The 22,307-nt window shown below is 71.2% G+C and carries 19 protein-coding genes; 14 read left to right on the forward strand and 5 right to left on the reverse strand.

What is annotated here, in order from left to right; genetic code table 11:
* Positions 1–126 precede the first annotated feature (126 nt).
* The 3 genes from IE263_RS30890 to IE263_RS30900 all read left to right on the forward strand — a co-directional run bounded on the left by IE263_RS30890 (position 127) and on the right by IE263_RS30900 (position 6,102).
* Positions 127–1,155: a LacI family DNA-binding transcriptional regulator gene (locus tag IE263_RS30890; protein WP_189941122.1), complete on the forward strand. Its 1,029-nt coding sequence runs from the start codon at positions 127–129 to the stop codon at positions 1,153–1,155.
* A 163-nt stretch (positions 1,156–1,318) separates the two neighbouring features.
* Positions 1,319–4,609, forward strand: a complete 3,291-nt coding sequence (locus tag IE263_RS30895; protein WP_189941123.1) for a discoidin domain-containing protein — start codon at positions 1,319–1,321, stop codon at positions 4,607–4,609.
* Positions 4,606–6,102, forward strand: coding sequence for a family 43 glycosylhydrolase (locus IE263_RS30900; RefSeq protein ID WP_189941124.1), 1,497 nt, complete (start codon positions 4,606–4,608; stop codon positions 6,100–6,102). Before IE263_RS30895 ends, IE263_RS30900 begins: the two co-directional genes overlap by 4 nt.
* Positions 6,103–6,195: 93 nt before the next feature.
* On the opposite strand, the gene IE263_RS30905 is transcribed toward IE263_RS30900, so the two are convergent.
* The 5 genes from IE263_RS30905 to IE263_RS30925 all read right to left on the reverse strand — a co-directional run bounded on the left by IE263_RS30905 (position 6,196) and on the right by IE263_RS30925 (position 11,726).
* The gene (locus tag IE263_RS30905; RefSeq protein ID WP_189941125.1) at positions 6,196–6,972 is read right to left on the reverse strand and encodes a LamG-like jellyroll fold domain-containing protein; all 777 of its coding nucleotides are present in this window, start codon (positions 6,970–6,972) and stop codon (positions 6,196–6,198) included.
* 50 nt (positions 6,973–7,022) lie between these two features.
* Entirely contained in the window at positions 7,023–8,171 is a 1,149-nt protein-coding gene (locus IE263_RS30910) for a PP2C family protein-serine/threonine phosphatase (protein WP_189941126.1), read from the reverse strand.
* Positions 8,172–8,271: 100 nt separating this feature from the next.
* The gene (locus IE263_RS30915) at positions 8,272–9,030 is read right to left on the reverse strand and encodes an IclR family transcriptional regulator (RefSeq protein ID WP_189941127.1); all 759 of its coding nucleotides are present in this window, start codon (positions 9,028–9,030) and stop codon (positions 8,272–8,274) included.
* Between the two features lie 198 nt (positions 9,031–9,228).
* A complete protein-coding gene (gene paaZ, locus IE263_RS30920; protein WP_189941128.1) occupies positions 9,229–10,782 on the reverse strand; it encodes a phenylacetic acid degradation bifunctional protein PaaZ in 1,554 nt (517 codons plus the stop codon).
* 65 nt (positions 10,783–10,847) lie between these two features.
* Positions 10,848–11,726: a VOC family protein gene (locus IE263_RS30925; protein ID WP_189941129.1), complete on the reverse strand. Its 879-nt coding sequence runs from the start codon at positions 11,724–11,726 to the stop codon at positions 10,848–10,850.
* 83 nt (positions 11,727–11,809) lie between these two features.
* On the opposite strand from IE263_RS30925, the gene IE263_RS30930 reads away from it, so the two are divergent.
* The 11 genes from IE263_RS30930 to IE263_RS30980 all read left to right on the forward strand — a co-directional run bounded on the left by IE263_RS30930 (position 11,810) and on the right by IE263_RS30980 (position 22,244).
* Positions 11,810–12,406, forward strand: coding sequence for a carboxymuconolactone decarboxylase family protein (locus IE263_RS30930; RefSeq protein ID WP_189941130.1), 597 nt, complete (start codon positions 11,810–11,812; stop codon positions 12,404–12,406).
* Positions 12,403–13,251: a fumarylacetoacetate hydrolase family protein gene (locus IE263_RS30935; RefSeq protein WP_189941131.1), complete on the forward strand. Its 849-nt coding sequence runs from the start codon at positions 12,403–12,405 to the stop codon at positions 13,249–13,251. Before IE263_RS30930 ends, IE263_RS30935 begins: the two co-directional genes overlap by 4 nt.
* Positions 13,252–13,286: 35 nt before the next feature.
* The gene (locus tag IE263_RS30940; RefSeq protein WP_229911261.1) at positions 13,287–13,829 is read left to right on the forward strand and encodes a MarR family winged helix-turn-helix transcriptional regulator; all 543 of its coding nucleotides are present in this window, start codon (positions 13,287–13,289) and stop codon (positions 13,827–13,829) included.
* Between the two features lie 196 nt (positions 13,830–14,025).
* A complete protein-coding gene (locus IE263_RS30945; protein WP_189941132.1) occupies positions 14,026–14,556 on the forward strand; it encodes a cupin domain-containing protein in 531 nt (176 codons plus the stop codon).
* A complete protein-coding gene (locus IE263_RS30950) occupies positions 14,553–15,776 on the forward strand; it encodes a cytochrome P450 (protein WP_189941133.1) in 1,224 nt (407 codons plus the stop codon). Before IE263_RS30945 ends, IE263_RS30950 begins: the two co-directional genes overlap by 4 nt.
* Before the next feature lie 23 nt (positions 15,777–15,799).
* On the forward strand, positions 15,800–16,123 hold the full coding sequence (locus IE263_RS30955; RefSeq protein ID WP_189941134.1) for a 2Fe-2S iron-sulfur cluster-binding protein: 324 nt from the start codon (positions 15,800–15,802) through the stop codon (positions 16,121–16,123).
* On the forward strand, positions 16,120–17,364 hold the full coding sequence (locus tag IE263_RS30960) for an NAD(P)/FAD-dependent oxidoreductase (RefSeq protein WP_189941135.1): 1,245 nt from the start codon (positions 16,120–16,122) through the stop codon (positions 17,362–17,364). The genes IE263_RS30955 and IE263_RS30960 overlap by 4 nt, the downstream gene beginning before the upstream one ends.
* Positions 17,361–18,818, forward strand: coding sequence for a class I adenylate-forming enzyme family protein (locus tag IE263_RS30965; RefSeq protein WP_189941136.1), 1,458 nt, complete (start codon positions 17,361–17,363; stop codon positions 18,816–18,818). The genes IE263_RS30960 and IE263_RS30965 overlap by 4 nt, the downstream gene beginning before the upstream one ends.
* A gap of 111 nt (positions 18,819–18,929) precedes the next feature.
* On the forward strand, positions 18,930–20,048 hold the full coding sequence (locus tag IE263_RS30970) for an alcohol dehydrogenase catalytic domain-containing protein (RefSeq protein WP_189941137.1): 1,119 nt from the start codon (positions 18,930–18,932) through the stop codon (positions 20,046–20,048).
* Positions 20,049–20,073: 25 nt separating this feature from the next.
* Entirely contained in the window at positions 20,074–21,300 is a 1,227-nt protein-coding gene (locus tag IE263_RS30975; protein WP_189941138.1) for an acyl-CoA dehydrogenase family protein, read from the forward strand.
* On the forward strand, positions 21,297–22,244 hold the full coding sequence (locus IE263_RS30980) for a 3-hydroxybutyryl-CoA dehydrogenase (RefSeq protein WP_189941139.1): 948 nt from the start codon (positions 21,297–21,299) through the stop codon (positions 22,242–22,244). Before IE263_RS30975 ends, IE263_RS30980 begins: the two co-directional genes overlap by 4 nt.
* Positions 22,245–22,307: the final 63 nt, after the last annotated feature.

Consider the following 22,307-nt stretch of genomic DNA (forward strand, 5'->3'; position numbering starts at 1 on the left):
CCGACGTCTATGCGAAACCGTGGAAACGCCCTGGACACACGCTGCCGAAACATCTCGCGTACCGTTTTACGCGCGACGTGCCACCCTCGACGGCCTCGGCACGCGACGCGAGACAGGAGAACACCCATGCCCCAGGCCGCCGGCCCCTCTCGTTCGCATCCCGCCACGCTCGGCGACGTCGCCCGGCTGGCGGGCGTGTCCATCGCCACCGCGTCCAAGGCCCTCAACGGCCGCAGCCAGGTGCGCGCCGAGACCCGCCAGCGGGTGATCGAAGCCGCCGAGCGGCTGTCGTTCCGGCCCAACCAGCTGGCCCGCGGTCTGCTCGCCGGGCGGACGGGGACCGTCGGTCTGCTCACCAGCGACCTGGAGGGCCGGTTCAGCATCCCGATCCTCATGGGCGCGGAGGACGCCTTCGGGGCGGGCGAGGTGGCGGTCTTCCTCTGCGACGCCCGCGGCGACGCGATCCGCGAGCAGCACCACGTCCGCGCGCTGCTCGGACGCCGCGTCGACGGTCTCATCGTGGTGGGCAGCCGGACCGACCCCCGCCCGTCCCTGGGCCGCGAGCTGCCCGTCCCCGTGGTGTACGCGTACGCCCCGTCGGACGATCCCGACGATCTGTCGATCGTGCCCGACAACGTCGACGCGGGCCGGATCGCGGTGCAGCATCTGCTGGCCTGCGGCCGGACCCGGATCGCGCACATCACCGGCGACCCCGGATACCTCGCGGCGCGGGAGCGGGCCGAGGGAACCCGGGCCGCGCTCGCCGACGCCGGTCTGGCCCTGGTCGGTGAACCGCGGTTCGGGGCGTGGTCGGAGGGCTGGGGACGGGCGGCCACCGCGCTGCTGCTCGACCAGCACCCGGAGGTGGACGCCGTCCTGTGCGGCAGCGACCAGATAGCCCGTGGCGTGATGGACGTGCTGCGCGAGCGCGGCCACCGGGTGCCGGAGGACGTGGCGGTCATGGGCTTCGACAACTGGCAGGTCCTGACGTCCGCTTCACGCCCGCCGCTGACCAGTGTCGACATGAACCTGGAGCAGGTCGGCCGGGCGGCCGCGCACGCCCTGTTCACCGCGATCGGCGGGGCGCGGCGCTCGGGCGTCGAGACCCTGCCCTGCCGCGTGGTGATCAGGGGATCCACGGCGCCGCTGTCCTGAACCGTACGGTCGGCGAACACGGGCCCCAGCCCTCGCTCTTGACACTCCATCAGCTCCCTCCTACGTTGCGAAAACCTTTTAGGTCGTTTCAGCACTCCCCGGGTCATGCACGTAGACGCCATCGCGAGCGAACGCTTGTCGTCAGCCGGACAGGGAGCATCCGATGAGAAGACCGCACGTCCTCCTGGTACGACGCCGGCGCACGAGGTGTCTCCTCGTCGCCCTGGTGCTCAGCGTCTGTTCCGTCGTGACCGCGACCCCGGCCGCTGCGGCTCAGACGATCGGTTTCCCCACCTTCAGCGGCCCGGCGGTCCCGGCCCCGCCGGTCGCCCACACACCGGGCGACATGATGCGGAGCATCTACGACGCGGAGAGCTCGGGGACCGACTTCTGGATGGACCGCCTGCTGGCCCGTTCCGGAAACGACCCGGCCGGCCCCTGGCTGATGAGCCGGGGGCGGGCGGTCTTCATGAAGACCCACAACCCGGCGGTGTTCGGTTTCGGCGGCCAGGTCGCCTACTGGGAAAGCATCAGCAACAACAACGCCTACACCGTCGCGATCAGTCCGGGCACCTTCACCGAGCAGGTCGCCCAGCGCCGGCAGACGCCCAGCCACTGGAAGAGCGTGCACACCAGCGGCTCGATCACGGTCGACCAGACCAAGTTCATCACCGACAACAACGTCGCCGTGACCAACCTGTCGATCAGGAACAACGGGGCCGGTTCGACCACGCTGCAGTTGCGGGCGACCTCCCCCTACGCCACCACGGGCACCGGCAGCGAGCTGACGGGCCAGGTCAACGCCTACAACAACCTCACCACCATCCGGCCACGGCTCACCGGCGACGCTTTCACCGCCTCGGGCGGCGGGCTGGGCCGGTCCGTGACGATCGCGGCCGGGGCCACGGTCACCGCGAAGGTGGTGATGGGCTTCGTCACCGACGAGATCCCCGCGTCGCTCACGGACTACAACGCCTACGCGGGCTACTCGAACGCGACCGCGTTCGCCACCCACGTCAAGGCCTACAACCTGTGGTGGGCGCAGAACGTGCCCTACATCGACGTGCCCGAGCCCGCGATCAAGAAGAACATCTACTACCGCTGGTGGCTGATGCGCTTCAACAGCCTCGACGCCGACATCCCCGGGCAGACCTTCCAGTTCCCGACCTCGACCGAGGGCGTCCTCGGCTACAACAACGCGATCGCGCTCACCCAGCCCATGCACATCGACGACCTCAAGTACCTGCGCAACCCCGCCTACGCCTACGGGGACTGGCTGAGCGTCGGCCAGACCTCCAAGGGCGGCCGGTTCCTCGACAACCCGGGTGACCCGGAGAACTGGTCCAACAGCTACACCCAGTACATCGCCGAGGCGGCGTGGAAGAGCTACCAGATCCACGGCGGCCAGCCGGCCATCGCCGCCAACCTGGCCCGTTACGCGGAAGGGGACGTCAAGGGACAGCTCGCGTACTACGACCACGACAACAACAAGCTCATCGAGTACGACTGGGGCGCCCTGACCGGCAACGACGCCGACGCGGTCTCCTTCCACTGGAAACCCGGAAACATGGACCGCGCCGAGTCCGCCTACCAGTACAGCGGCGCGCTCGCCGCGGCCCAGGCCTACGAGGCGGTCGGCAACACGGCGAAGGCCACCGAGATGCGCACGCTGGCGACACAGATCAAGGACGCGATCGTCAACGTCCTCTGGAATCCCAACCGGCAACTGTTCGAGCACCGGTTGAAATCGACCAACGAGTGGGTGCCCTGGAAGGAGGTCAACAACTACTACCCGTTCTCGGTCGGAGCCGTCCCCAACACGGCGACCTACCGGCAGGCCCTGCGCCTGTACGACGACCCGGCGCAGTACCCCGTCTTCCCCTTCTACACGGCCAACCAGGCCGACAAGAAGGCGGCGGCCGACGCCGGGAACCCGGGCTCCAACAACTTCTCCACCATCAACTCCACGGTCCAGTTCCGGCTCTACTCCTCGGTGCTGCGCAACTACCCCAACTCCTGGATGAGCGCGACCGACTACAAGAAGCTCCTCTACTGGAACGCCTGGGCGCAGTACGTCGGCGGCAACACCCAGTGGCCCGACGCCAACGAGTTCTGGGCCGACTGGAACGGCAGCAGCATCACCTACCGCTCCTGGATCCACCACAACATCCTGGGCAGCAGCAACTGGACGGTGATCGAGGACGTCGCGGGGCTGCGACCGCGCAACGACGCCAAGGTCGAGCTCTCCCCCATCGACATCGGCTGGTCCCACTTCACCGTCAACAACCTCCGCTACCGGGGCGCCGACCTGTCCGTCGTCTGGGACGACCCGGCCGACGGAGTCGTGCGCTACCCCGGGATCCCGGAGGGGTACTCGATCTACGTCAACGGCAACCGGGCCGCCACCGTCAGCTCGCTGGTGCCCTTCACCTGGGACCCGGCCACCGGCGAGGTCACCACGAGCGGCACGGTCACCCATCACACCGCCGTCCCCGGTCTCAAGGCCCCCACCCAGGTCGTGCAGAACAGCCCGCAGATGGTCGACCTGCTCGCCAAGGCCGGCGTGGACCTGACCGCCGACCTGACCAACCTCGCCTCCGGGGCGACCGTGACCGCCTCCCACACCGGGTCCGGCAGCAACGTCTCCGGCGCGGTCGACGGCTACCCCACCAACGAACCGTTCTGGGGTGCGGGCGGCTCCGCCAACAGTCAGGACTGGTACGAGCTGAACTTCGGCACGACCCGCACGATCGACGAGGTGCGCCTCCACTTCAAGGACAGCCGCCCGGCCAGTACCACCTACCGGGCCCCGTCCGCGTACACCGTCCAGTACCTCGACGGCGGTTCGTGGGTGAACGTGCCCGGCCAGACCAAGAGCCCGGCCGCACCGCGCGCCAACTACAACCTGGTGCGGTTCCCGGCGATCAGCGCCCAGCGGATACGGGTCCTGGCCACCCACGCCTCCGGCGCCAAGACGGGACTCACCGAGGTCAAGGTCTTCAACCGGGGCGGTGTCCAGCCACCGGCGAACCTGGCGACGTCCGCGACGGCGTCCGCGTCGTACACCTCCCCCTGGGAGAGCGTCACCGCGGTCAACGACGGGATCGATCCGCCGTCGTCCGACGACACCGTGAATCCGCGCTGGGGGACCTGGCCGGAGACCGGTCAGCAGTGGGCCGAGCTGACCTGGCCGTCGGCGAGGACGCTCGACAGGGCCGAGGTGTACTTCTTCGACGACGACCAGGGCATCGACATGCCCGCCGCATGGAAGCTGCAGTACTGGAACGGCAGCGCCTACGTCGACGTGCCCGGGGCCGGCGGCTATCCGCTGGCGAAGAACCAGTACAACACCGTCACGTTCACCGCCACGAGCACCACACGACTCCGGGTGCTGCTCACCGGCAACGGCACCAGCTCTGTCGGCCTCCTCGAAGCAAAGGTGTACGGCCCGTGACCCGTTCCAGATGTCTGTCCGCGCTCCTCGCCCTCCTCGCCCTGGCGGTCGCCTTCCTGGTGGCGCCACCGCCCGCGGCCGCCGCCGTCGCGTTCACCTCGACGGGGGTGAACCAGAACGGCGGCACCTGCCTCGACCTGCCGGGCGGCTCGTCGGTCAACGGGAGCCAGCTGCGTGCCTTCACCTGCGATTCCGGAGCGAACCAGAGCTTCGGCTTCGCTCCGGTCACGGGGACGAGCGACACGTACACGATCACCACTCGGTCCGGCCAGTGCGTGGACGTCCACGGCGCGTCCACGGCGGACAACGCCGCGATCATCCAGTGGCCCTGTCACGGCGGGACGAACCAGCGGTGGCGGCTCGTCCCGGTGTCGGTGAGCGGCACCGACAAGACCTTCAACCTGGTCTCCGTCAGCTCCGGCAAGTGCGTCACGCCCAGCGGCGGTTCCTCGGCCTCGAACACCAACCTGGTGCAACTGCCGTGCGCCGGCGCGAGCGGCAGGGTGTGGCGGCTGCCCGCCTTCACCGGCGGCGGTACGGGCACGAAGACCTTCACCAACCCGCTCTCGCAGCATGGCCCGGACCCCTGGCTGACGTACTACGACGGCTACTACTACCTCGCCACCACCACCTGGAACTCGACGATCACCATGCGCAAGGCCAGCACCCTGGCGGGGCTCGCCACGGCCACCGACCAGGTGATCTTCAACCTCAGCCGGCCCAACGGGGCGGGCACGATGTGGGCGCCGGAGTTCCATCTGCTCGACGGCCCGAACGGGAAGCGCTGGTACTTCTACTACACGGCCGGGCGGGAGCCGTACGACCTGGGCACCCAGCGGATCCATGTGCTGGAGAGCGCCGGACTCGACCCGATGGGGCCCTACAGCTTCAAGGCCGACCTGCTCGACCCGACCCAGGACAACACATGGGAGCTGGACCCGGGCATCCTGCAGCTCGACGGCAGGCTCTATCTCCTCGGCACCTTCTACAACGGCTCGCAGCCGATGTTCATCCGGCCGCTGTCCAACCCCTGGACCGCGAGCGGAACGCGCCGGGTGCTGTCCACTCCGACCTACAGCTGGGAGACGGTGGGCGGCGCGGTCAACGAGGGCGCCGAGGTCCTCCAGCGCAACGGAAAGACCTTCATCATCTACTCCGCCAGCCACTGCTCCACGCCCGACTACAAGCTGGGGATGCTCACCTACAACGGTGGTGACCCGCTCAGCTCCTCCTCCTGGGTCAAGTCACCGAACCCGGTCTTCCAGCGGTCCAACGCCAACGGTGTGTACGGCCCCGGCCACAACGGGTTCTTCAAGTCGCCCGACGGGACCGAGGACTGGATCGTCTACCACGCCAACAACTCCGCGAGCGGTGGCTGCGACATGAACCGCACCACCAGGGCGCAGAAGTTCACCTGGAACGCCGACGGCACTCCGAACTTCGGCACCCCGGTGCCCCTCGGCGTCACCCTGCCCGCGCCGTCAGGCGAGTAGCCCCGCGAGGAACGGTGCCGGGGTGCCGGCCAGGGTGTGGTGAGGCGTGGCGGCGGACAGCGGGACGGCCGGCCCAGGGCCGCCCGCTGTTCGTCATGAGGCGCACCCGCCCACCCGCCTGCTGCTCAGCGCCACGTCGTCCATGCGGATGTCGTACGACGAGGGGGTGGGGTCGGCCTGGTACAGCTGCCAGCCCAGCTTGAGCTTGTCGAAGCGCGGGAAGACGAAGTCGTCCGCCGTGCCGCCGTGTTCCTTGGTGGACACGGTCAGCTCGGGCTTCTCCACCCCGTCCAGATAGACGGTGACCCGGTTGTCGGTCGCGTCGAGGTGGAACTCGACGCACCTCCAGGTCCCGGCCGTGGCGGGGGCGGAGGTCTTCCAGGCGGTCCAGTCCCCGGTGGCGCCCAGGTCGGAGCCGACTCCCCAGAAGTTGCCCTGATCGGTGGGAGCGTACTGGCCGCCCAGCGGGCGGACCAGCGTGGGGGCGTCGGAGCCGGAGGCCTCCGCGATGGTCCAGTGCGCCCAGTCGGGGGCTGTGGGGAACCGGTCCACGCGCAGCCGCAGCCGGGCCCAGAAGCTGTTGCCGGCGGGGGCGATGTCGGAGAGGACGAGGAAGGCTCGGCCGTTGCCCTCCGTGTGGAGTCGGAGCTGGCGGCCGTGTCCGGTGGTGCTCCGTTCGACGGTCAGCGAACCGCCCGAGGTGTCACTGGTCCAGCCACGCCCCGAGGTCACCGGACCGAGGGGAAGGCGGTCGAAGTCCTCCCGGACGAAGGTTCCGTGCGGGGCGGGAGTGGCGGAGGCGGTGGGGGGTGTCGCAAGCAGCGTGGCCGCCGCCGCTGACGCGAGGGCGAGCTTCCTCATGCGTGTCATGCGGCCAGTCTGCAACATTGAAAGCTCAAGCAACATAAGCGACTTGAGTTCTACACAGCCGCACGAGAAACGACCTGCCCGCGAACGGACGCTCCGCGATCGACCGGCTTGCGGATCAGCAGCAGTGCCGCGTCGTCGTGCAGCCGACCGCCCACATGCGCCAGCAACTCGTCGTGCAGCCCGGTGAGGGTGTGCCCCGGCTCGTCGCACACATGGCGCTCCAGTCCTTCCACGAGCGGATAGAACGCGCGGTCACGGTCGCGGGCCTCGATGACCCCGTCGGTGTAGAGCAGCAGCTGGTCGCCGTCGGCGAAGGGCAGCACCTGCAGGCTGGGGGTCTGGTCCGTGAGGGCGCGCAGACCGAGGGGCGGTGCCGGATGCGTGGGCTCGATCGCCTCGACCCCGCCGGTCGCACGGACCAGCAGCGGAGGCGCGTGACCGCAGTTGACCACCTCGAGCTGGCCGTCCCGGGGATACCCGGCGACCACGGCCGTGACGAAGTCGTCGCCGCCGAGGTTGCGCGCCAGACTCCGCTCGATCCTGTCGACGACGGCGAGCAGGTCGGGCTCGTCGTAGGCGGCCTCACGGAAGACACCGAGCACCAGTGCGGCGGTACCCACGGCCGGCAGCCCCTTGCCGCGCACATCGCCGACGATCAGCCGCACCCCGTACGGGGTGGGGATCAGCGCGTAGAGATCTCCGCCGATCCGGGCCTCGGCCGCCGCGGCGCTGTAGCGGACCGCCGTCTGGAACGGGCCGACGGTGGCGGGCACGGGCTTGAGCAGCGCGTGCTGGGCGGTCTCGGCGACCGAGCGGACGGCCGCGAGCACCCGTTCCCGGCGTCCGCGCAGCGCGCTGGCCAGGCCGCTCGCCAGGGTGACGGCCACCAGGGCGGACAGGACGGCCGCCAGCTCGCGGTCCGGGACGCCGTCCCTGGCGCCGAGCATCGCGCCGAGCACCGCGGCGAGGAGACCGACGCAGAGGACACCGCGCGGCCCGTTGGTGGTGGCGGCCAGCGCCGGGCCGGCCGCGAGCAGGGGCAGCCAGATCATGCCGGCTCCGCCGATGATGTCGGCGAGCACGACGGCGGCGACGATCAGTACGGGCAGCACGGGCAGCACGGGTGTCCCGGCGGCCTCTCGGTTCCTGAACAGCCGTATCGGCCACTGGTCGCCGCCATGGTCTCGGGCCTGACTCATGTCTCGTCCGCAGTCCTCACCTGGGTAGGGGGCACTATCCCGAAATGCCTGTTTCATCCAGATAAAGGGATTATGCCCCACCGTCGCAAGGAGCGGATTTTCAGATAGTGAGCGAAAGACTCCTGGTCACACGGCTCGCGGTGGGAAGCAGCCGGGCCCGGATCTCGTCGAGGCGGGCGAGCCGGTCCGCCGGCAGGGAGACACCCAGTGAGCCGAGCGTGCCCCCGCTGTAGACGGGCACGGCGACGCAGACGGTGCCGAGGGAGTACTCCTCGAGGTCCGTGACGGCCGGGGCCACGGGTGAGGCGTCGAGCTGCCGGAGCAGTTCCGGAGGGCTGGTGATCGTCCGGGGGGTGAGATCGGCGAGCGGGTGCCGGGAGAGGTAGTCCTTGCGGGAGTCGTCGTCCAGCTCGCGCAGCACGGACTTCCCCAGCGCGGTGGCGTGCCCCGCGTCCTCGAATCCCACCCAGAGGTCGACGCGGGGCGCTCGGGGACTGTCGACGATCTCGGCGACCCGGATCTCGCCCTCCTCGTAGAAGGTGAGGTAGGCGGCGGTCGCGAGCTCGTCCCGCAGCGCGGCGAGCGTGGGGCGGACCCGGCTGAGCAGCGCCTGACCCCGTCCGGTGGTGTGCAGCGTCTGCACCTTGTCGCCCAGGACGAAACCGCCGTCGTGCAGCTTCCGCAGGTATCCGTCGTGGACCAGCGTGCGCAGCAGGTGGTAGGCGGTGGCCAGGGGCAGGCCCGTCTCACGCGCCAGCTGCTTGGCCGGTGCGCCGTTCGCGTGCGCGCTCACCGCCTCCAGCAGACGGAAGGCCCGCTGGACGGAGGTGATGAGCGTAGGGCCGGCGTGCTCACCCATACGACCAGCGTGCGCCAGGCGCACGGCGCGGGCAAGGCGCGCGGTCCTGCGCGCCCTTCCGCACACGGTTCCGCGCGCCCCACGCTCCGGCACCGGTGCCGAGCCGTGTCGCGTCCGTCGACGTACGCGACCCAGGCCCGCCATCTACCGCGTCCGTCGTCGCGTCCGTCCCCTCCGCCGCCCGGAGCAGGAACGGGTTCAGGCGTCCCCGGCCAGGGAGTCCAGCAGCCTCGGCGATGCCTGGAGCGCCGTCCGCTGCATCAGGTCGAGGACGCCGCGGATCCCCGCCATCTCCGAGCCGCCGCCGGCCCGTCCGGGACCGCCGTGCCTCAGGGCGGGCAGGGGCGAGCCGTGTCCGGTGGTCTGGGTCATGTTCGTCGAGTCCAGCAGGTGCAGCCGTCCGTGCCAGGCGGCCGCCTCCCGGACGAGGGCGGTCGTCCAGGCCAGGTCGTCGCCGACCGCCGACGCGGCGAGGCTCCCCCGGCCGCGGGCGAGCAGGTCCAGGGCGTGCGCGGTGTCGCGGTAGGCCAGTACGGACGCGGCCGGTCCGAAGGGCTCGACCTCGTGGGGCGCCGAGGCGTCCGGGTCGGCCGAGATGAGGAGGGTGTCGAGGAAGGCCCCCCGCTCCGGATCGGCGTCGACCACCCGCACCTTGTCGGGGTCGCCGTGGACGAACCGGCCGGACGCGGCGATCCTGCGCGCCGCCCGGCGGACGTCGTCGCGCTGTTCGAGGCTGACGACGGCGCCCATCCGGACGCCGTCCGCCGTCGGGTTGCCGATGGTCACCGCGTCCAGTGCGGACGAGAGGGCGTCCAGGACGGCGGGTTCGTGCTCGCGGGGGACGAGGACGCGGCGGATCGCGGTGCACTTCTGGCCCGCCTTGACCGTCATCTCGGTCACGACCTCGCGGACGAACGCCTCGAACAGCGGTGATCCGGGCGTCACGTCCGGGGCCAGGACGACGGCGTTGACGGAGTCGGCCTCCGCGTTGAACCGGACCGAGCGGGCCACCAGGTTCGGGTGGGTGCGCAGGGTCGCCGCCGTGGCGGCCGAGCCGGTGAAGGAGAGCACGTCCTGCTCACCGAGCAGGCCGAGGGCCGGCCGCACCGATCCGACGACCATCTGGAGGACTCCGGGCGGCAGGACGCCGGCCTCGGTGACGATCCGCACGAGGTGGGCGGTGAGGTACGAGGTCGGGGTGGCCGGCTTCACGACGCTCGGCATCCCGGCCAGGACCGCCTGGGCGAGCTTCTCCAGAGGTGCCCACACGGGAAAGTTGAAGGCGTTGACCTGGAGCACCAGGCCCGGGGACGGGGTGCAGAGGTGGACGCCGAGGAAGTCGTCACCGCGCGCGAGGCGTTCGGCCGGCCCCTCGATCAGGTGGGGCGCGTCGGGGAGTTCGGCGCGGGCGCGGCCGGCGTAGTCGCGCAGGACGCGGATGCCGCCGTCGACGTCGTAGCGGGCGTCCGTCAGGGTGGCTCCGGCGCGGGCGGACAGGGTGTACAGCTCCTCGCGGCGGGCGCGGACGGCCGCGGCCAGCGCGTCCAGGAGGTCGGCCCGCTGGTGGAAGGTCAGGGCGCGCAGGGTCGGCCCGCCGACGCGGCGCGCGTGGTCGAACGCCCCGGCGAGGTCGAGGCCCGCGGAGGAGACACGGCAGACGGTCTCCCCGGTGACCGCGTCGCGTACGTCGGCCGCCGCGTCGTCGGTGGCCGACGGGGTGACCCAGGTGTCCTGCAGATGGCTGTCGAGCATGGGATACGACCACTTTCGTCAGAAGGGCGGCTCGGGACGTCGGCGCAGAAGCGGGAGCGTGGCGGTCAGTCGACCGGGTGGTGGCCCCACACGTCGGCGGTGTAGACGCGGCTGACCCAGGTGCTCTCGTCGACCTGCACGCCGCCCGCGCCGATCTCGATGCCGAAGCCGGCCGGCGAGGTCATGTAGAAGGAGAACATCCCGTCGTTGGCGTGCTTGCCGAGCGTGGCCATCAGCTTGACGTCGTGCTCGCGCGTGCGGTCGAGGGCGCGGCCGACCTCCTCCGGGGTGGTCACCTCGCACAGGACGTGGTGGGTGCCCTCGTTCTTGTAGGAGCGGACGAAGGCGATGCTGTGGTGTCTCGGGTTGCAGCCGAGGAAGTGGAAGGTGCCCCACGGGTAGTCGGCGGTGTCGCTGAGCCGGAAGCCCAGGACGTCGCAGTAGAAGTCGACCGCCTCCTGGACGTGCGGTGTCTTCATCACGACGTGCCCGAGGCCCTGGTCGCCGGTCACGAAGTCGACGCCGAGCGGGGAGACGAACTGGCTCGTGGCGAGACGGCGGCCGCAGAACAGTTCGGTGCGGATGCCGACGGGGCCGGTGAAGTGCACCATCCGGGCCACCTGGCGCTCCCGGCACTCCTCCTCGGTGCCGACGGTGACGTCGATGCCGGCCTCCTTGAGCCGGACCGTCGTCTCGTCGATCGCCGCCGCGTCCCGCACCTCCCAGCCGATGACCGTCACGCCGCCCTTCGGGGCCTCCGTCAGCCACATGCGGAAGGGATGCTGGTCCATCCGCAGGCGGTGACGCACGGGCTCTGCGGCGGAGCCGCTGTCAGACGCGGCGGCGGGCTCGACTGCGAGGCCTATCACGTTCCGGGCGTACTCCGCCCATGCATCCGGGTCGGGCGTACCGATGCCCACGTACCCAAGGCTCTGGATCGTCATGGCGAAGACGGTATTTGTTAGACCCTTGACGGTCAAGGGTCGTACGAATACGTTGACGCCATCGAGAGCCGAGGAGGTCCCCGATGCCGGGAGAAGTGCCCGAGAAGGCCCGCCTGCAGCCCGTCGACGAGCGCGAGCTGCACGAGAAGACACTGGCGTCGCTGGCGCCGTACCGCGACCAGGACGGCCGGATCTACACGATCTGGGCGACCCTCGCCCACCACGAGGACGCACTGCGCCGCTTCATCGTCTTCGGCAACCACGTGCTGGGGAAGAACACCCTGCCCCTGCCGTCCCGGGAGCTGATGATCCTGCGGATCGCCGCCCGTGCGCAGGCCGCGTACGAGTGGGACCAGCATGTACGGATCGCCCGTCGCGCCGGGCTCGCCGACGCCACGATCCTGGCCGCCGTGAACGGCGAGTGGGACGGGCTGGACGAGCTGGACCGGGTGCTGCTCACCGCCACCGACTCGCTCCTGGACCGCCAGGGCGTCGACGACGAGCTGTGGGGCCGGCTGACGGCCCACCTGAGCACCGAGCAGATCATCGACGTCCTCTACACCGTCGGCCAGTACCTCACCATCGCCACCGTCATCAACACCCTCGGGGTGCGGGTCGAGGGCGAGCTCGCACTCCCCCTCCCCCTCCCCGCCGACCAGCAGAAGGAAGAAGCCGCATGAAGCTCGCGAACCTCGCCGGCCGCCCCGTCCTCGTGCGCGACGACCGCGCCCTCGACATCGCCGACGCCAGCAAGGGAGCGATCGAGCCGCGCCTGGAGGTCCTGTCGGACCTCTCCCTCCACGACGAGCTGCGCACCCTCGCCGAGCGGGCCGCGGAGTCGGACTGGAAGGCGTTCGACCCGCGTGACCTGGGCCGCGTGGCCAAGCCGTACAAGGCCATCGGCGTGGCGCTGAACTACCGGGCGCACGCCGAGGAGTCCAACCTGCCCGTCCCGGACGAGCCGTCTGTGTTCGCCAAGTTCGCCTCGTCCGTGGTGGGGCCGTACGACTCCGTCGTGGTGGAGGCGCAGTACGACAAGGTCGACTACGAGGCGGAGCTCGTGGTGGTGATGGGCCGGGTCGGCAAGAACATCTCCGAGGCCGACGCCTGGTCCTACGTCGCGGGTGTCACCGCGGGTCAGGACATCAGCGACCGCAAGGAGCAGTGGCGCAAGCCGATCAACCAGTTCACGCTGCCGAAGTCGTACGACACCTTCAGCCCGATCGGCCCGTACCTGGTGACGGTCGACGAGTTCGAGGACCCGGACGACATCGAGGTGGCCGGCTGGGTCGACGACCTGGAGGTGCAGCGGGGCCGCACCTCGGACCTCATCTTCAGCGTCCCGGAGCTGATCGCCTGGCTGTCGAAGCGCGTGACGTTCGAACCGGGCGACCTGATCTTCACCGGTACCCCGGCCGGCTGCGGCGTCCGCCGCACCCCCCGGCTGTACCTCAGCGAGGGTAAGGTCCTGCGGACCGAGGTCACGGGCGTGGGGACTATGGTCAATCCGGTCGTCGCCGGCTGACACCGGTGGGGCCGGACGAGGAAGGGTGGGACATCGTGACGGACACCGTGCGCGAAGCCGGGACCGAGGGCGCGAGCCGGACCCGGGAGTTCTCGGAGCTGCTGCGCCACCACCATCGTGAGCTGGGCACGACCGATCCGCGGGACCTCGACGCGATCGAGATGGTCACCGACCTCACCCGCCTCGAAGCGCGGCTGACCAAGGACTTCGAGAAGCATGTCCACCGGCCGCTGGGTCTGACCTGGGCGGGCTTCCGGATCCTGAACGCCCTGTGGGTGTACGGGCCGCTCGCCCAGCAGGACATCGGGCGGGTCTCCGGGTCGACCCGGGCCAGTATCTCGAGCGCGCTGGCGACCTTGGAGAGCCGCGGCCTCGTGACTCGGCAGCGCGTGGAGTCCGACCGCCGTCAGCTGGTGGTCGAGCTCACCCCCGAGGGCAGCGAGACGCTGCGTGCGGCCATCGCGGCCCAGACGCGCCGCGAGCGGGCGTGGACGGCCGTCCTGCGGGACGACCAGCTCAGTGAGCTGGTGCATCTGCTGCGTACTCTGGTCAACCAGGAGACCCCGGCCGAGGACTGACCGCCGGCCGGCCCCATGGCGCGTGCCCGGGCGCTCCGGGCACCCCGAGTGTCCGAAGCCCGTGGCAGCGCGACACCCCCGAGATCGTCAGAACTTTTACTGTCATACCTCTAACGAATTTTCGGCCTCGTGCTTTAACGTTCAGCCACCCTCACCATCTGACGCCCCTGTCGTCGGTTTCTCAAGGGAGAGAATCATGGTCCGTCGTGTCGTCACCGGTGTCAGTTCGAGCGGCAAGCCCGTGATCGTCAGCGACGGCGAGCCGCCGCGCACCCGTCAGTACACCCACACCCCCGGCTTCGCCCGCTCCCTGGTGTGGAACACGGCGGCGCCCGCCGTCCCGTCGGACGACCCGACGGAGTCCCTGCAGTCCTTCGTCCCCGCCCCCGGCGAGACGATCGCGCTGACCGTCACCTTCCCGCCGGCCAGTGTCTACGCCGACCCGGGCTGGGACCCCGCCGCCGCGGGCGCCGAGCAGCTGGAGGCCACCCCGGGTCTCGCCGAGCTCTTCGAGCCCGACGCCCCCGGCATGCACACCACCCCGACCGTCGACTACGGCGTCGTCCTCAGCGGCGAGATCGTCCTCGACCTCGACGGCGGGGAGACCGCGGTCCTCAAGCCCGGTGACCTCGTCGTCCAGAACGGCACCCGGCACGCCTGGCGCAACAACGGCACCGAGCCCGCCACGCTGTTCTTCGTGCTGATCGGCGCGGGCGGCACCGCATGAGCGCCCTGACGACCGCGGCGCCCGGAGCGCCCGTCGTCGACCTGGACCTCGCCGACCTGCGCCGCGACCCGTACCCCGCCTACGCCGAGCTGCGCCGCACCGCCCCGCTCGCCTGGGTGCCCTCGGTCGGCCGGCATCTGCTGACCCGCTACGACGACATCGTCCACGCGGAGAAGCTGCCCGAGGTGTTCAGCTCCCGCGAGGAGGGCTCGCTGCTGCTGCGGACGGTCGGCCCGAACATGCTCCGCGAGGACGACCCCCAGCACCGGCGGCTGCGGGCCGCAGCCGAGCCGCCCACCCGTCCCCGCCAGGTCCGCGACCTGTGGGCCGGCGCCTTCGAGCGCACCGCGCAGGAGCTGCTCGACCGCATCGCCGACCGCGGCGAGGCCGACCTGATCCATGACTTCGCCGAGCCGCTCGTCGCGGCCAACCTGGCCCTGGTCCTCGGCCTGCGAGGCGCGAGCGCCGAGGACATCGCCGCCTGGTCGCGGGCGATGATGGACGGCAACAGCAACTACGCGAACGACCCCGACCTGTGGCTGCGCGCCGAGCAGGCGACCCGGGCCATCGAGGAAGCGGTGGCCGAGACGGCCGAGGCCGCCCGGCGCGAGCCTGACGGCTCGGTGATCTCCTCGATGGTCAACGCGCCGGAACCGGTGACACTCGCCGAGATCCAGAACAACATCAAGGTCATCATCGGCGGGGGCGTCAACGAGCCGCGTGACGTCTTCGGCGTGGGTGCCTGGGCGCTGCTGCGCCGCCCCGAGGTGCTGGACCGGGTGTCCAAAGACCCGGCGCTGTGGAAGCGGGTCTTCGAGGAGACGGCCCGCTGGGTCTCGCCGATCGGGATGTACCCGCGCCAGCTCACCCAGGACTACGAGGTCGCCGGGGTCACCCTGCCCGCCGGCAGCCGCGTGGCGCTGGTGATCGCCTCGGGAAACCGGGACGAGTCGGTGTTCGAGCGTGCCGACGAGTTCGACATCGACCGCCCGCACCGCCCGCACCTCGCCTTCGGCGGCGGTCCGCACTTCTGCATGGGCGCGTGGGTCGCGCGCCACGAGGTCAGCGCGATCGCCTGGCCCCTCGTCTTCAGCCGCCTCAAGGGACTCCGCCTCGTCGAGGGCGCGAAAGCATCCGACAGCGGCTCCGCCGCGAGCCGCCTGGAGGGCTGGGTGTTCCGAGGACTCACCTCGCTGCACGTCACCTGGCAAGCAGCCTGAGCCGCTCCCACCCGGAGGACTTCATGCCAACCGTCATCTTCCAGTTGCCCGACGGAACCGAACGCAAGGTCACCGCGGCGTCGGGCACGGTGCTCATGCAGGCGGCCGTCGCCCACGCCGTCGAGGGCATCGTCGCCGAGTGCGGAGGCAACGCCTCCTGCGCCACCTGCCATGTCTACGTCGACGCGACGCAGGCCGACCTGGTCGGGCCGCCGAACGACGTGGAGGACGAGATGCTGGACTTCACCGCCGCCGAACGCCGGCCGACCAGCCGGCTCAGCTGCCAGGTCCAGCTCTCCGACGCACTCGACGGACTGGTCGTGCACGTGCCCGAGGAGCAGGTATGACGAGCACCGCGGGCGTGGTCGTGGTCGGCGGCGGACAGGCCGGTTTCAGCGTCGTCTCGGCCCTGCGCGGCGCCGGGTACGACGGCCCGGTCACCGTCCTCGCCGACGAGCGCCACCTGCCGTACCAGCGGCCGCCGCTGTCCAAGAAGGCCCACACCGGACCGGACGGCCTCCGCGTCGACCTGGTGCCGGAGTCCTTCTACCGCGAGCGGGACATCGACCTGCGTCTCGGCGACGACGTGATCGCCCTCGACCGGACCGCCCGCACGGTCATCACCCGCACCGGCACCCGTGTCCCCTACGACCACCTGGTGCTGGCGACCGGCGCCCGCAACCGGCCGCTGCCCGTCCCGGGCGCCGAGCTGGCCGGCGTCCACGCCCTGCGCTCCCTCGACGACGCCCTGGCGATCGGCCGGGCCCTGTCGACGGCCCGTGCCGTGGTCGTCGTCGGCGGGGGGTTCATCGGTCTCGAGCTGGCCCAGGTCGCCGCGGCGCGCGGTGCGCACGTCACCGTCGTCGAGCTGGCCGACCGGCTGCTCAGCCGGGCCGTCTCCGCGCAGCTCCAGCAGCACCTGCGGGAACGGCACGAGCGCAGCGGCGTCCGCATCCTCACCGGGACGGCCGTGCAGTCCGTCGAGGGCTCGGAGGGCCGGGTGCGGCAGGTCGTCACGGACCGCGGCACGCTCCCCGCCGACCTCGTCGTCTACGGCATCGGAGCCGCCCCCAGGGACGAGCTGGCGCGGGACGCGGGCCTCGCCGTGGACGACGGCGTGATCGTGGACGAGCGGTTGCGCTCGATCAGCGACCCGCGGATCTCCGCCGTCGGCGACTGCGCCCGCCATCCCCACCCGCACGCGGCCGGGCTGGTCCGGCTGGAGTCCGTGCAGAACGCCACCGACCAGGGGGTCCTGGTGGGCCGCCGGATCGCCGGTGCGTCCGAGCCGTACGCGAGCCTGCCCTGGTTCTGGAGCGACCAGGGCGACATCAAGCTGCAGATCGCCGGGCTGCGCGCACCCGCCGACGCCGTGCACCTGGTGGCGGGCGACTCGCCGGAACGGCTGGCCGCGTACGCCTTCCGCGACGACCGGCTGGTCGCGGTGGAGACGCTGAACTGGCCCGCCGAGCATCTGGCCGCCCGGCGTCTGCTGGGGCGGGACACGCCGGTGCGGGCCGCCGACCTCGCGGGCTCGACGCTCGGTGCGCTCGCCCGCGCCAGACGTGCGACGGAGGTGAGGACATGAGCGGAGCCACCTGGTTCGGCGCTCACCTCGTGGCCAGTGCGGACGAGGCGGGCTCCCGCACCGCCCTCGTCTTCGGAGACAAGTCCTGGACCTATGCCGAGCTGGACCTGGCGGTCCGGCGCACCGTGGCCCGCCTCGACAAAGCCGGGGTGAGCCGGGGCGATCGCCTCGTGATGCAGGGGGCCGCCCGGCCCGAGGCCCTCATCACCCTCTTCGCGGTGACGCGCATGGGGGCGGTGCTCGTGCCGCTCCACCCGCAGGTGACCGCCGCCGAGCTCGCGGTCGTGTGCGAGGAGACCGAACCGCGGGCCGTGCTCGCCGACGAGGGCTTCCCGCAGGGGTCGGGCATCCGTCTGGCCTGGGAGGACCTGCATCCCGAGGACGAGGGTCCCGAGGCGCCGGCGTCCGCTTCCCCGGCCGGCTCCGACATCGCGGTCATCGCGTTCACCTCCGGCACCTCCGGCCGGCCCAAGGGCGTGGCCCTCACCCACGACAACCTGTACTGGAGCATGGTCAACGGACTGTCCCGGCTGCCCGTCGGGACGCACGACACCGCGCTCGTCTCCACGCCGCTGGCCCATGTCGCCGTCCTGGGCGGGCTGCCGCAGTACACCTGGGCCCGGCGCGGGACCGTGGTCCTGGCGCCGAAGTTCGACCCGGACCTGTTCGTCGACCTGGTCCGCGACCACCGGGTGACCTGCGCCTTCGCCGTACCGGCCATGTCCGCCCTGCTGGCCCGCCACCCCCGCTTCACGAGCGGTGAGCTGGACACGCTCCGGTGGATCCTCTCCGGCGGATCACCGGCCCAGTCGGCGACCCGCGAGCAGTTCCGGGCCCGCGGGATCGGCGTGGTCAACTCCTACGGGCTGACGGAGACCAGCGCCGGCGTCACGTACTCCGCGCCCACGGAGTCGGCCACCTCGGCGGGGGCGCCCGCCCCGCACGTCGAGCTGGTGGTCGTGGACGGGACGGGCTCCCCGGCGCCGACCGGCACGGCCGGTGAGATCTGGGTGCGCGGACCGTCGGTCGCGTCCGCGTACCGGTCCGCCGGCGGACCGCTGCCCGTGGCCGACGCCGAGGGCTGGTTCCACACCGGGGACCGCGGACGGTTCGACGCCGAGGGCCGGCTGGAGGTCGTCGGCCGGCTCAAGGACACCATCATCACCGGCGGGGAGAACGTCGACCCCGCCGAGGTCGAGAACGCGCTCGCCGACTTCCCCGGAGTCGTCGAGGTCGCGGTCTCCGGCGCCCCCGACCCGGTCTACGGCGAGGTCGTGACCGCCTTCCTCGTCACCGCGTCCGGCACCCCGACCCTGGACGACGTCCGCGGTCACCTCGACGGCAGGCTCGCCCGGCACAAGTGGCCTCGGCGACTCTGCGTGGTCCCGGCACTCCCCCGTGGGGCGACCGGGAAGCTGCAGCGGGCACGGCTGACGAGCCTGCTCGACGACTGACACTCCTCTGATCCGCACTGTCACCGCACCTCCCCCCCCACATCCCCGCACACCCGAGATGGGGGCCGGCGCCACCGGCGACATCTCCCCACCCACACCCAAGGAGAGGCCATGAGTGCGACCATGCGAGCCGCGCGGATGCACCACGTCGGCGAGCCGATGAAGCTCGAGGAACTCCCCGTTCCCGAGCCCGGCCCGGGCGACGTCCGCGTGGCCGTGCACGCCGTCAACATCGTCCCCAACCTCGCCAACATCCTGAACATGTGGACCACCTGGTTCCCGCACAGCCCCCTGCCGACCCTCCCGGCGATCTTCGGCCTGGACCCGGCGGGCGTGGTCGAGGCCGTCGGTGAGGGCGTCCAGGCCTTCAAGCCCGGCGACCGGGTGTACGTCAACCCGGGCCGTTCCTGCGGGTCGTGCCGGTCCTGTCGCGACAACGACTCGATCAACTGCGCCAGTTACGCCTTCGCCGGGTACTTCGGCTTCTCCCGGACCGCGATCGACCTCCTCGACCGCTACCAGGGCGGCCTCGCCGAGTACATGGTGGCGCCCGGGCACTCCCTGGTGAAGCTGCCCGACAACCTGTCCTTCAACGCCGCCGCCCGCTTCGGCTACCTCGGCACCATGTACTCCGCGCTGCGCAAGGCCGGTGCCGGTCCCGGCAAGAGGATCCTGATCAACGGCATCAGCGGCACCCTCGGCATCGGCGCCGCGCTCCTCGCGCCCGCCCTCGGTCTGACCCACGTCTACGGCACCGGCCGCGACCAGGGCCTGCTCGACCAGGTCGGCAAGCTGGCGGGCGGCCGGCTGAACCTGCACTCCCTCAACGACGGTCCGCTCGACGAGTGGATCCGCGAGGAGACCGACGGCTACGGCGTCGACATCTACGTCGACGCCCTCGGCCCGGGCGCACCGCACGAGACCTTCCTGGCCGGTATGCGGGCGATGGCGCGCGGCGGCATCGCGGTGAACATCGGCGCCGTCGCCGGTGATCTGCCCGTCGACATCCACCGGATGATGGACCAGCAGCTGAGCCTGGTCGGCTCGGCCTGGTTCACCTCCGGCGAGGGCCAGGCCATGGCCGACATGGCGGAGGCCGGCCTGCTCGACCTCGACCCGCTGGAGCACCACGTGTTCCCGCTGGAGCAGGTCAACGACGCCATCAGCGGCATCGCGCAACGCAACGGCGGCTTCAGCAACTTCATCATCAGCCCCACGGCCACGGCCTAGTCCCCCGCCCCTTTTGGAGACCCAGATGCACGCTCAGCACGCCGCGCGCCCCGCCGACCCCCTCGACCTCCTGGAACTCGACACCCTGCTGACCCCGGACGAGCGCGCCGTCCGGGAGGCCGTCCGCACCTTCTGCGACCGGCGCGTCGAACCGCACATCGCCGAGTGGTTCGAGCAGGGGGCGATCGAGGACATCCGCGGGCTCACCAAGGAACTCGGGGAGCTCGGCCTGCTGGGCATGCACCTGGAGGGCTACGGCTGCGCGGGGATGAGCGCCGTCGACTACGGACTCGCCTGTCTCGAGCTGGAGGCCACCGACTCCGGGCTGCGCTCCCTGGTCTCCGTCCAGGGCTCGCTCGCCATGTACGCGATCCACGCGTTCGGATCCGAGGAACAGAAAGAGGAGTGGCTGCCCCGTCTCGCGGCGGGCACCGCCATCGGCTGCTTCGGCCTCACCGAGCCCGACTCCGGCTCCGACCCGGGCAGCATGCGCACCGCCGCCCGCCGCGACGGTGGGGGCACCTCCCGCTCGAGCGGAGCCGAGAGTGGGGGAGACTGGATCCTCGACGGCCGCAAGATGTGGATCACCAACGGGTCGGTCGCCGATGTCGCGGTCGTGTGGGCCCGTACCGACGACGGTATCCGCGGCTTCGTCGTCCCCACCGACACGCCCGGTTTCTCGGCGCCCGCGATCAAGCACAAGATGTCCCTGCGGGCGTCGGTGACCAGCGAACTCGTCCTCGACTCCGTACGGCTGCCGGGATCCGCCCTGCTGCCGGAGGTACGAGGGCTGCGCGGGCCGCTGTCCTGCCTCAACGAGGCCCGGTACGGCATCGCCTGGGGCGCGATGGGCGCGGCCCGCTCGGCCTTCCGGGCGGCCCTGGCCTACGCGGGCGACCGGGTCCAGTTCGGCCGCCCGATCAGCTCCTTCCAGCTGACCCAGGCCAAGCTGACCGACATGTCCCTGGAACTGACCAAGGGAACGCTGCTGGCCTTCCACCTGGGCCGGACGAAGGACGACCGCGGTCTGCGCCCCGAGCAGGTCAGCTACGGCAAGCTCAACAACACCCGTGCCGCGCTGGAGATCTGCCGCACGGCCCGCACGATCCTGGGCGCGAACGGCATCTCGCTGGAGTACCCGGTCATCCGGCACGCCAACAACCTGGAGTCGATCCTCACGTACGAGGGCACCGTGGAGATGCACACCCTCATGATCGGCCAGGCCCTGACGGGAGAGGCCGCCTTCCGATGAGCACGACGCCCCCGATCAGCAGGGTGGGTGTCGTCGGCTGCGGCCTCATGGGCGCGGGCATCGCAGAGGTCTGCGCCCGGGCCGGGCTGGACGTCGTGGTCCACGAAGTGAGTGAGGGCGCGGCCGCCGCCGGCCGCGCCCGGCTCACCGCCTCGCTGGACCGCGGCGTACGACGCGGCAAGCTCTCCGGCGCGGAACGTGCCACCGCGCTCGGCCGGCTGCGGGTCACCAGCGACCTCGCGGACCTGTCCGACCGGGACCTGGTGGTGGAGGCGGCGACGGAGGACGAGGCGGTGAAGGTCAAGCTGTTCGCCGAGCTCGACCGGATCGTCGCCCGGGAGGACGCGCTGCTCGCCTCCAACACCTCCTCGCTGCCGATCATGAAACTGGGCATGGCGACCGCACGGCCGCACCAGGTGATCGGGGTGCACTTCTTCAACCCGGTCCCGGTGCTGGAGCTGGTGGAGATCGTGCCCTCCCTGCTGACGGGTCCGCAGACCCAGTCCCGGGCGGAGGACTTCGTCACGCAGGTCCTGGGCAAGAAGGTGATCCGCGCCCAGGACCGGGCCGGCTTCGTGGTGAACGCCCTGCTGGTGCCGTACCTGCTCTCCGCGATCCGGATGCTGGAGTCCGGCTTCGCCTCGGCGGAGGACATCGACACCGGCATGGTCCTGGGCTGCGCCCACCCCATGGGGCCGCTGAGCCTGGCCGACCTGATCGGCCTGGACACCCTCACCGCGATCGCCGACGCGATGTACGCGGACTTCAAGGACCCGCTGCACGCTCCCCCGCCCCTGCTGCTGCGCATGGTGGAGGCCGGCCTGCTCGGCCGGAAGTCGGGGCGCGGCTTCCACGACTACTCGAACCCCGGACCGTCGAACCCCGGACACTCGGACTCCGGGCACTCGGACTCCGGGCACTCGGACTCTCGGAAAGGCGCGTGACGTGATGGCGCAGGAAGTGCGCGGAGTGATCGCGCCGGGCAGGGACGAGCCGGTGCGGGTGGA

Origin of the sequence: Streptomyces aurantiogriseus (assembly GCF_014649375.1) — a bacterium.
GTDB lineage: Bacteria > Actinomycetota > Actinomycetes > Streptomycetales > Streptomycetaceae > Streptomyces > Streptomyces aurantiogriseus.

Excerpts from the sequence above, each read along its gene's own strand:
- IE263_RS30895 (WP_189941123.1), top strand. The coding sequence starts at position 1,319 with ATGAGAAGACCGCACGTCCTCCTGGTACGACGCCGGCGCACGAGGTGT.
- IE263_RS30965 (WP_189941136.1), top strand. The coding sequence starts at position 17,361 with ATGAGCGGAGCCACCTGGTTCGGCGCTCACCTCGTGGCCAGTGCGGAC.
- IE263_RS30910 (WP_189941126.1), bottom strand. The coding sequence starts at position 8,171 with ATGAGTCAGGCCCGAGACCATGGCGGCGACCAGTGGCCGATACGGCTG.
- IE263_RS30915 (WP_189941127.1), bottom strand. The coding sequence starts at position 9,030 with ATGGGTGAGCACGCCGGCCCTACGCTCATCACCTCCGTCCAGCGGGCC.
- IE263_RS30975 (WP_189941138.1), top strand. The coding sequence starts at position 20,074 with ATGCACGCTCAGCACGCCGCGCGCCCCGCCGACCCCCTCGACCTCCTG.
- IE263_RS30980 (WP_189941139.1), top strand. The coding sequence starts at position 21,297 with ATGAGCACGACGCCCCCGATCAGCAGGGTGGGTGTCGTCGGCTGCGGC.
- IE263_RS30950 (WP_189941133.1), top strand. The coding sequence starts at position 14,553 with ATGAGCGCCCTGACGACCGCGGCGCCCGGAGCGCCCGTCGTCGACCTG.
- IE263_RS30935 (WP_189941131.1), top strand. The coding sequence starts at position 12,403 with ATGAAGCTCGCGAACCTCGCCGGCCGCCCCGTCCTCGTGCGCGACGAC.
- IE263_RS30905 (WP_189941125.1), bottom strand. The coding sequence starts at position 6,972 with ATGACACGCATGAGGAAGCTCGCCCTCGCGTCAGCGGCGGCGGCCACG.
- IE263_RS30960 (WP_189941135.1), top strand. The coding sequence starts at position 16,120 with ATGACGAGCACCGCGGGCGTGGTCGTGGTCGGCGGCGGACAGGCCGGT.
- IE263_RS30955 (WP_189941134.1), top strand. The coding sequence starts at position 15,800 with ATGCCAACCGTCATCTTCCAGTTGCCCGACGGAACCGAACGCAAGGTC.
- IE263_RS30925 (WP_189941129.1), bottom strand. The coding sequence starts at position 11,726 with ATGACGATCCAGAGCCTTGGGTACGTGGGCATCGGTACGCCCGACCCG.
- IE263_RS30945 (WP_189941132.1), top strand. The coding sequence starts at position 14,026 with ATGGTCCGTCGTGTCGTCACCGGTGTCAGTTCGAGCGGCAAGCCCGTG.
- IE263_RS30930 (WP_189941130.1), top strand. The coding sequence starts at position 11,810 with ATGCCGGGAGAAGTGCCCGAGAAGGCCCGCCTGCAGCCCGTCGACGAG.
- paaZ (WP_189941128.1), bottom strand. The coding sequence starts at position 10,782 with ATGCTCGACAGCCATCTGCAGGACACCTGGGTCACCCCGTCGGCCACC.
- IE263_RS30970 (WP_189941137.1), top strand. The coding sequence starts at position 18,930 with ATGAGTGCGACCATGCGAGCCGCGCGGATGCACCACGTCGGCGAGCCG.
- IE263_RS30890 (WP_189941122.1), top strand. The coding sequence starts at position 127 with ATGCCCCAGGCCGCCGGCCCCTCTCGTTCGCATCCCGCCACGCTCGGC.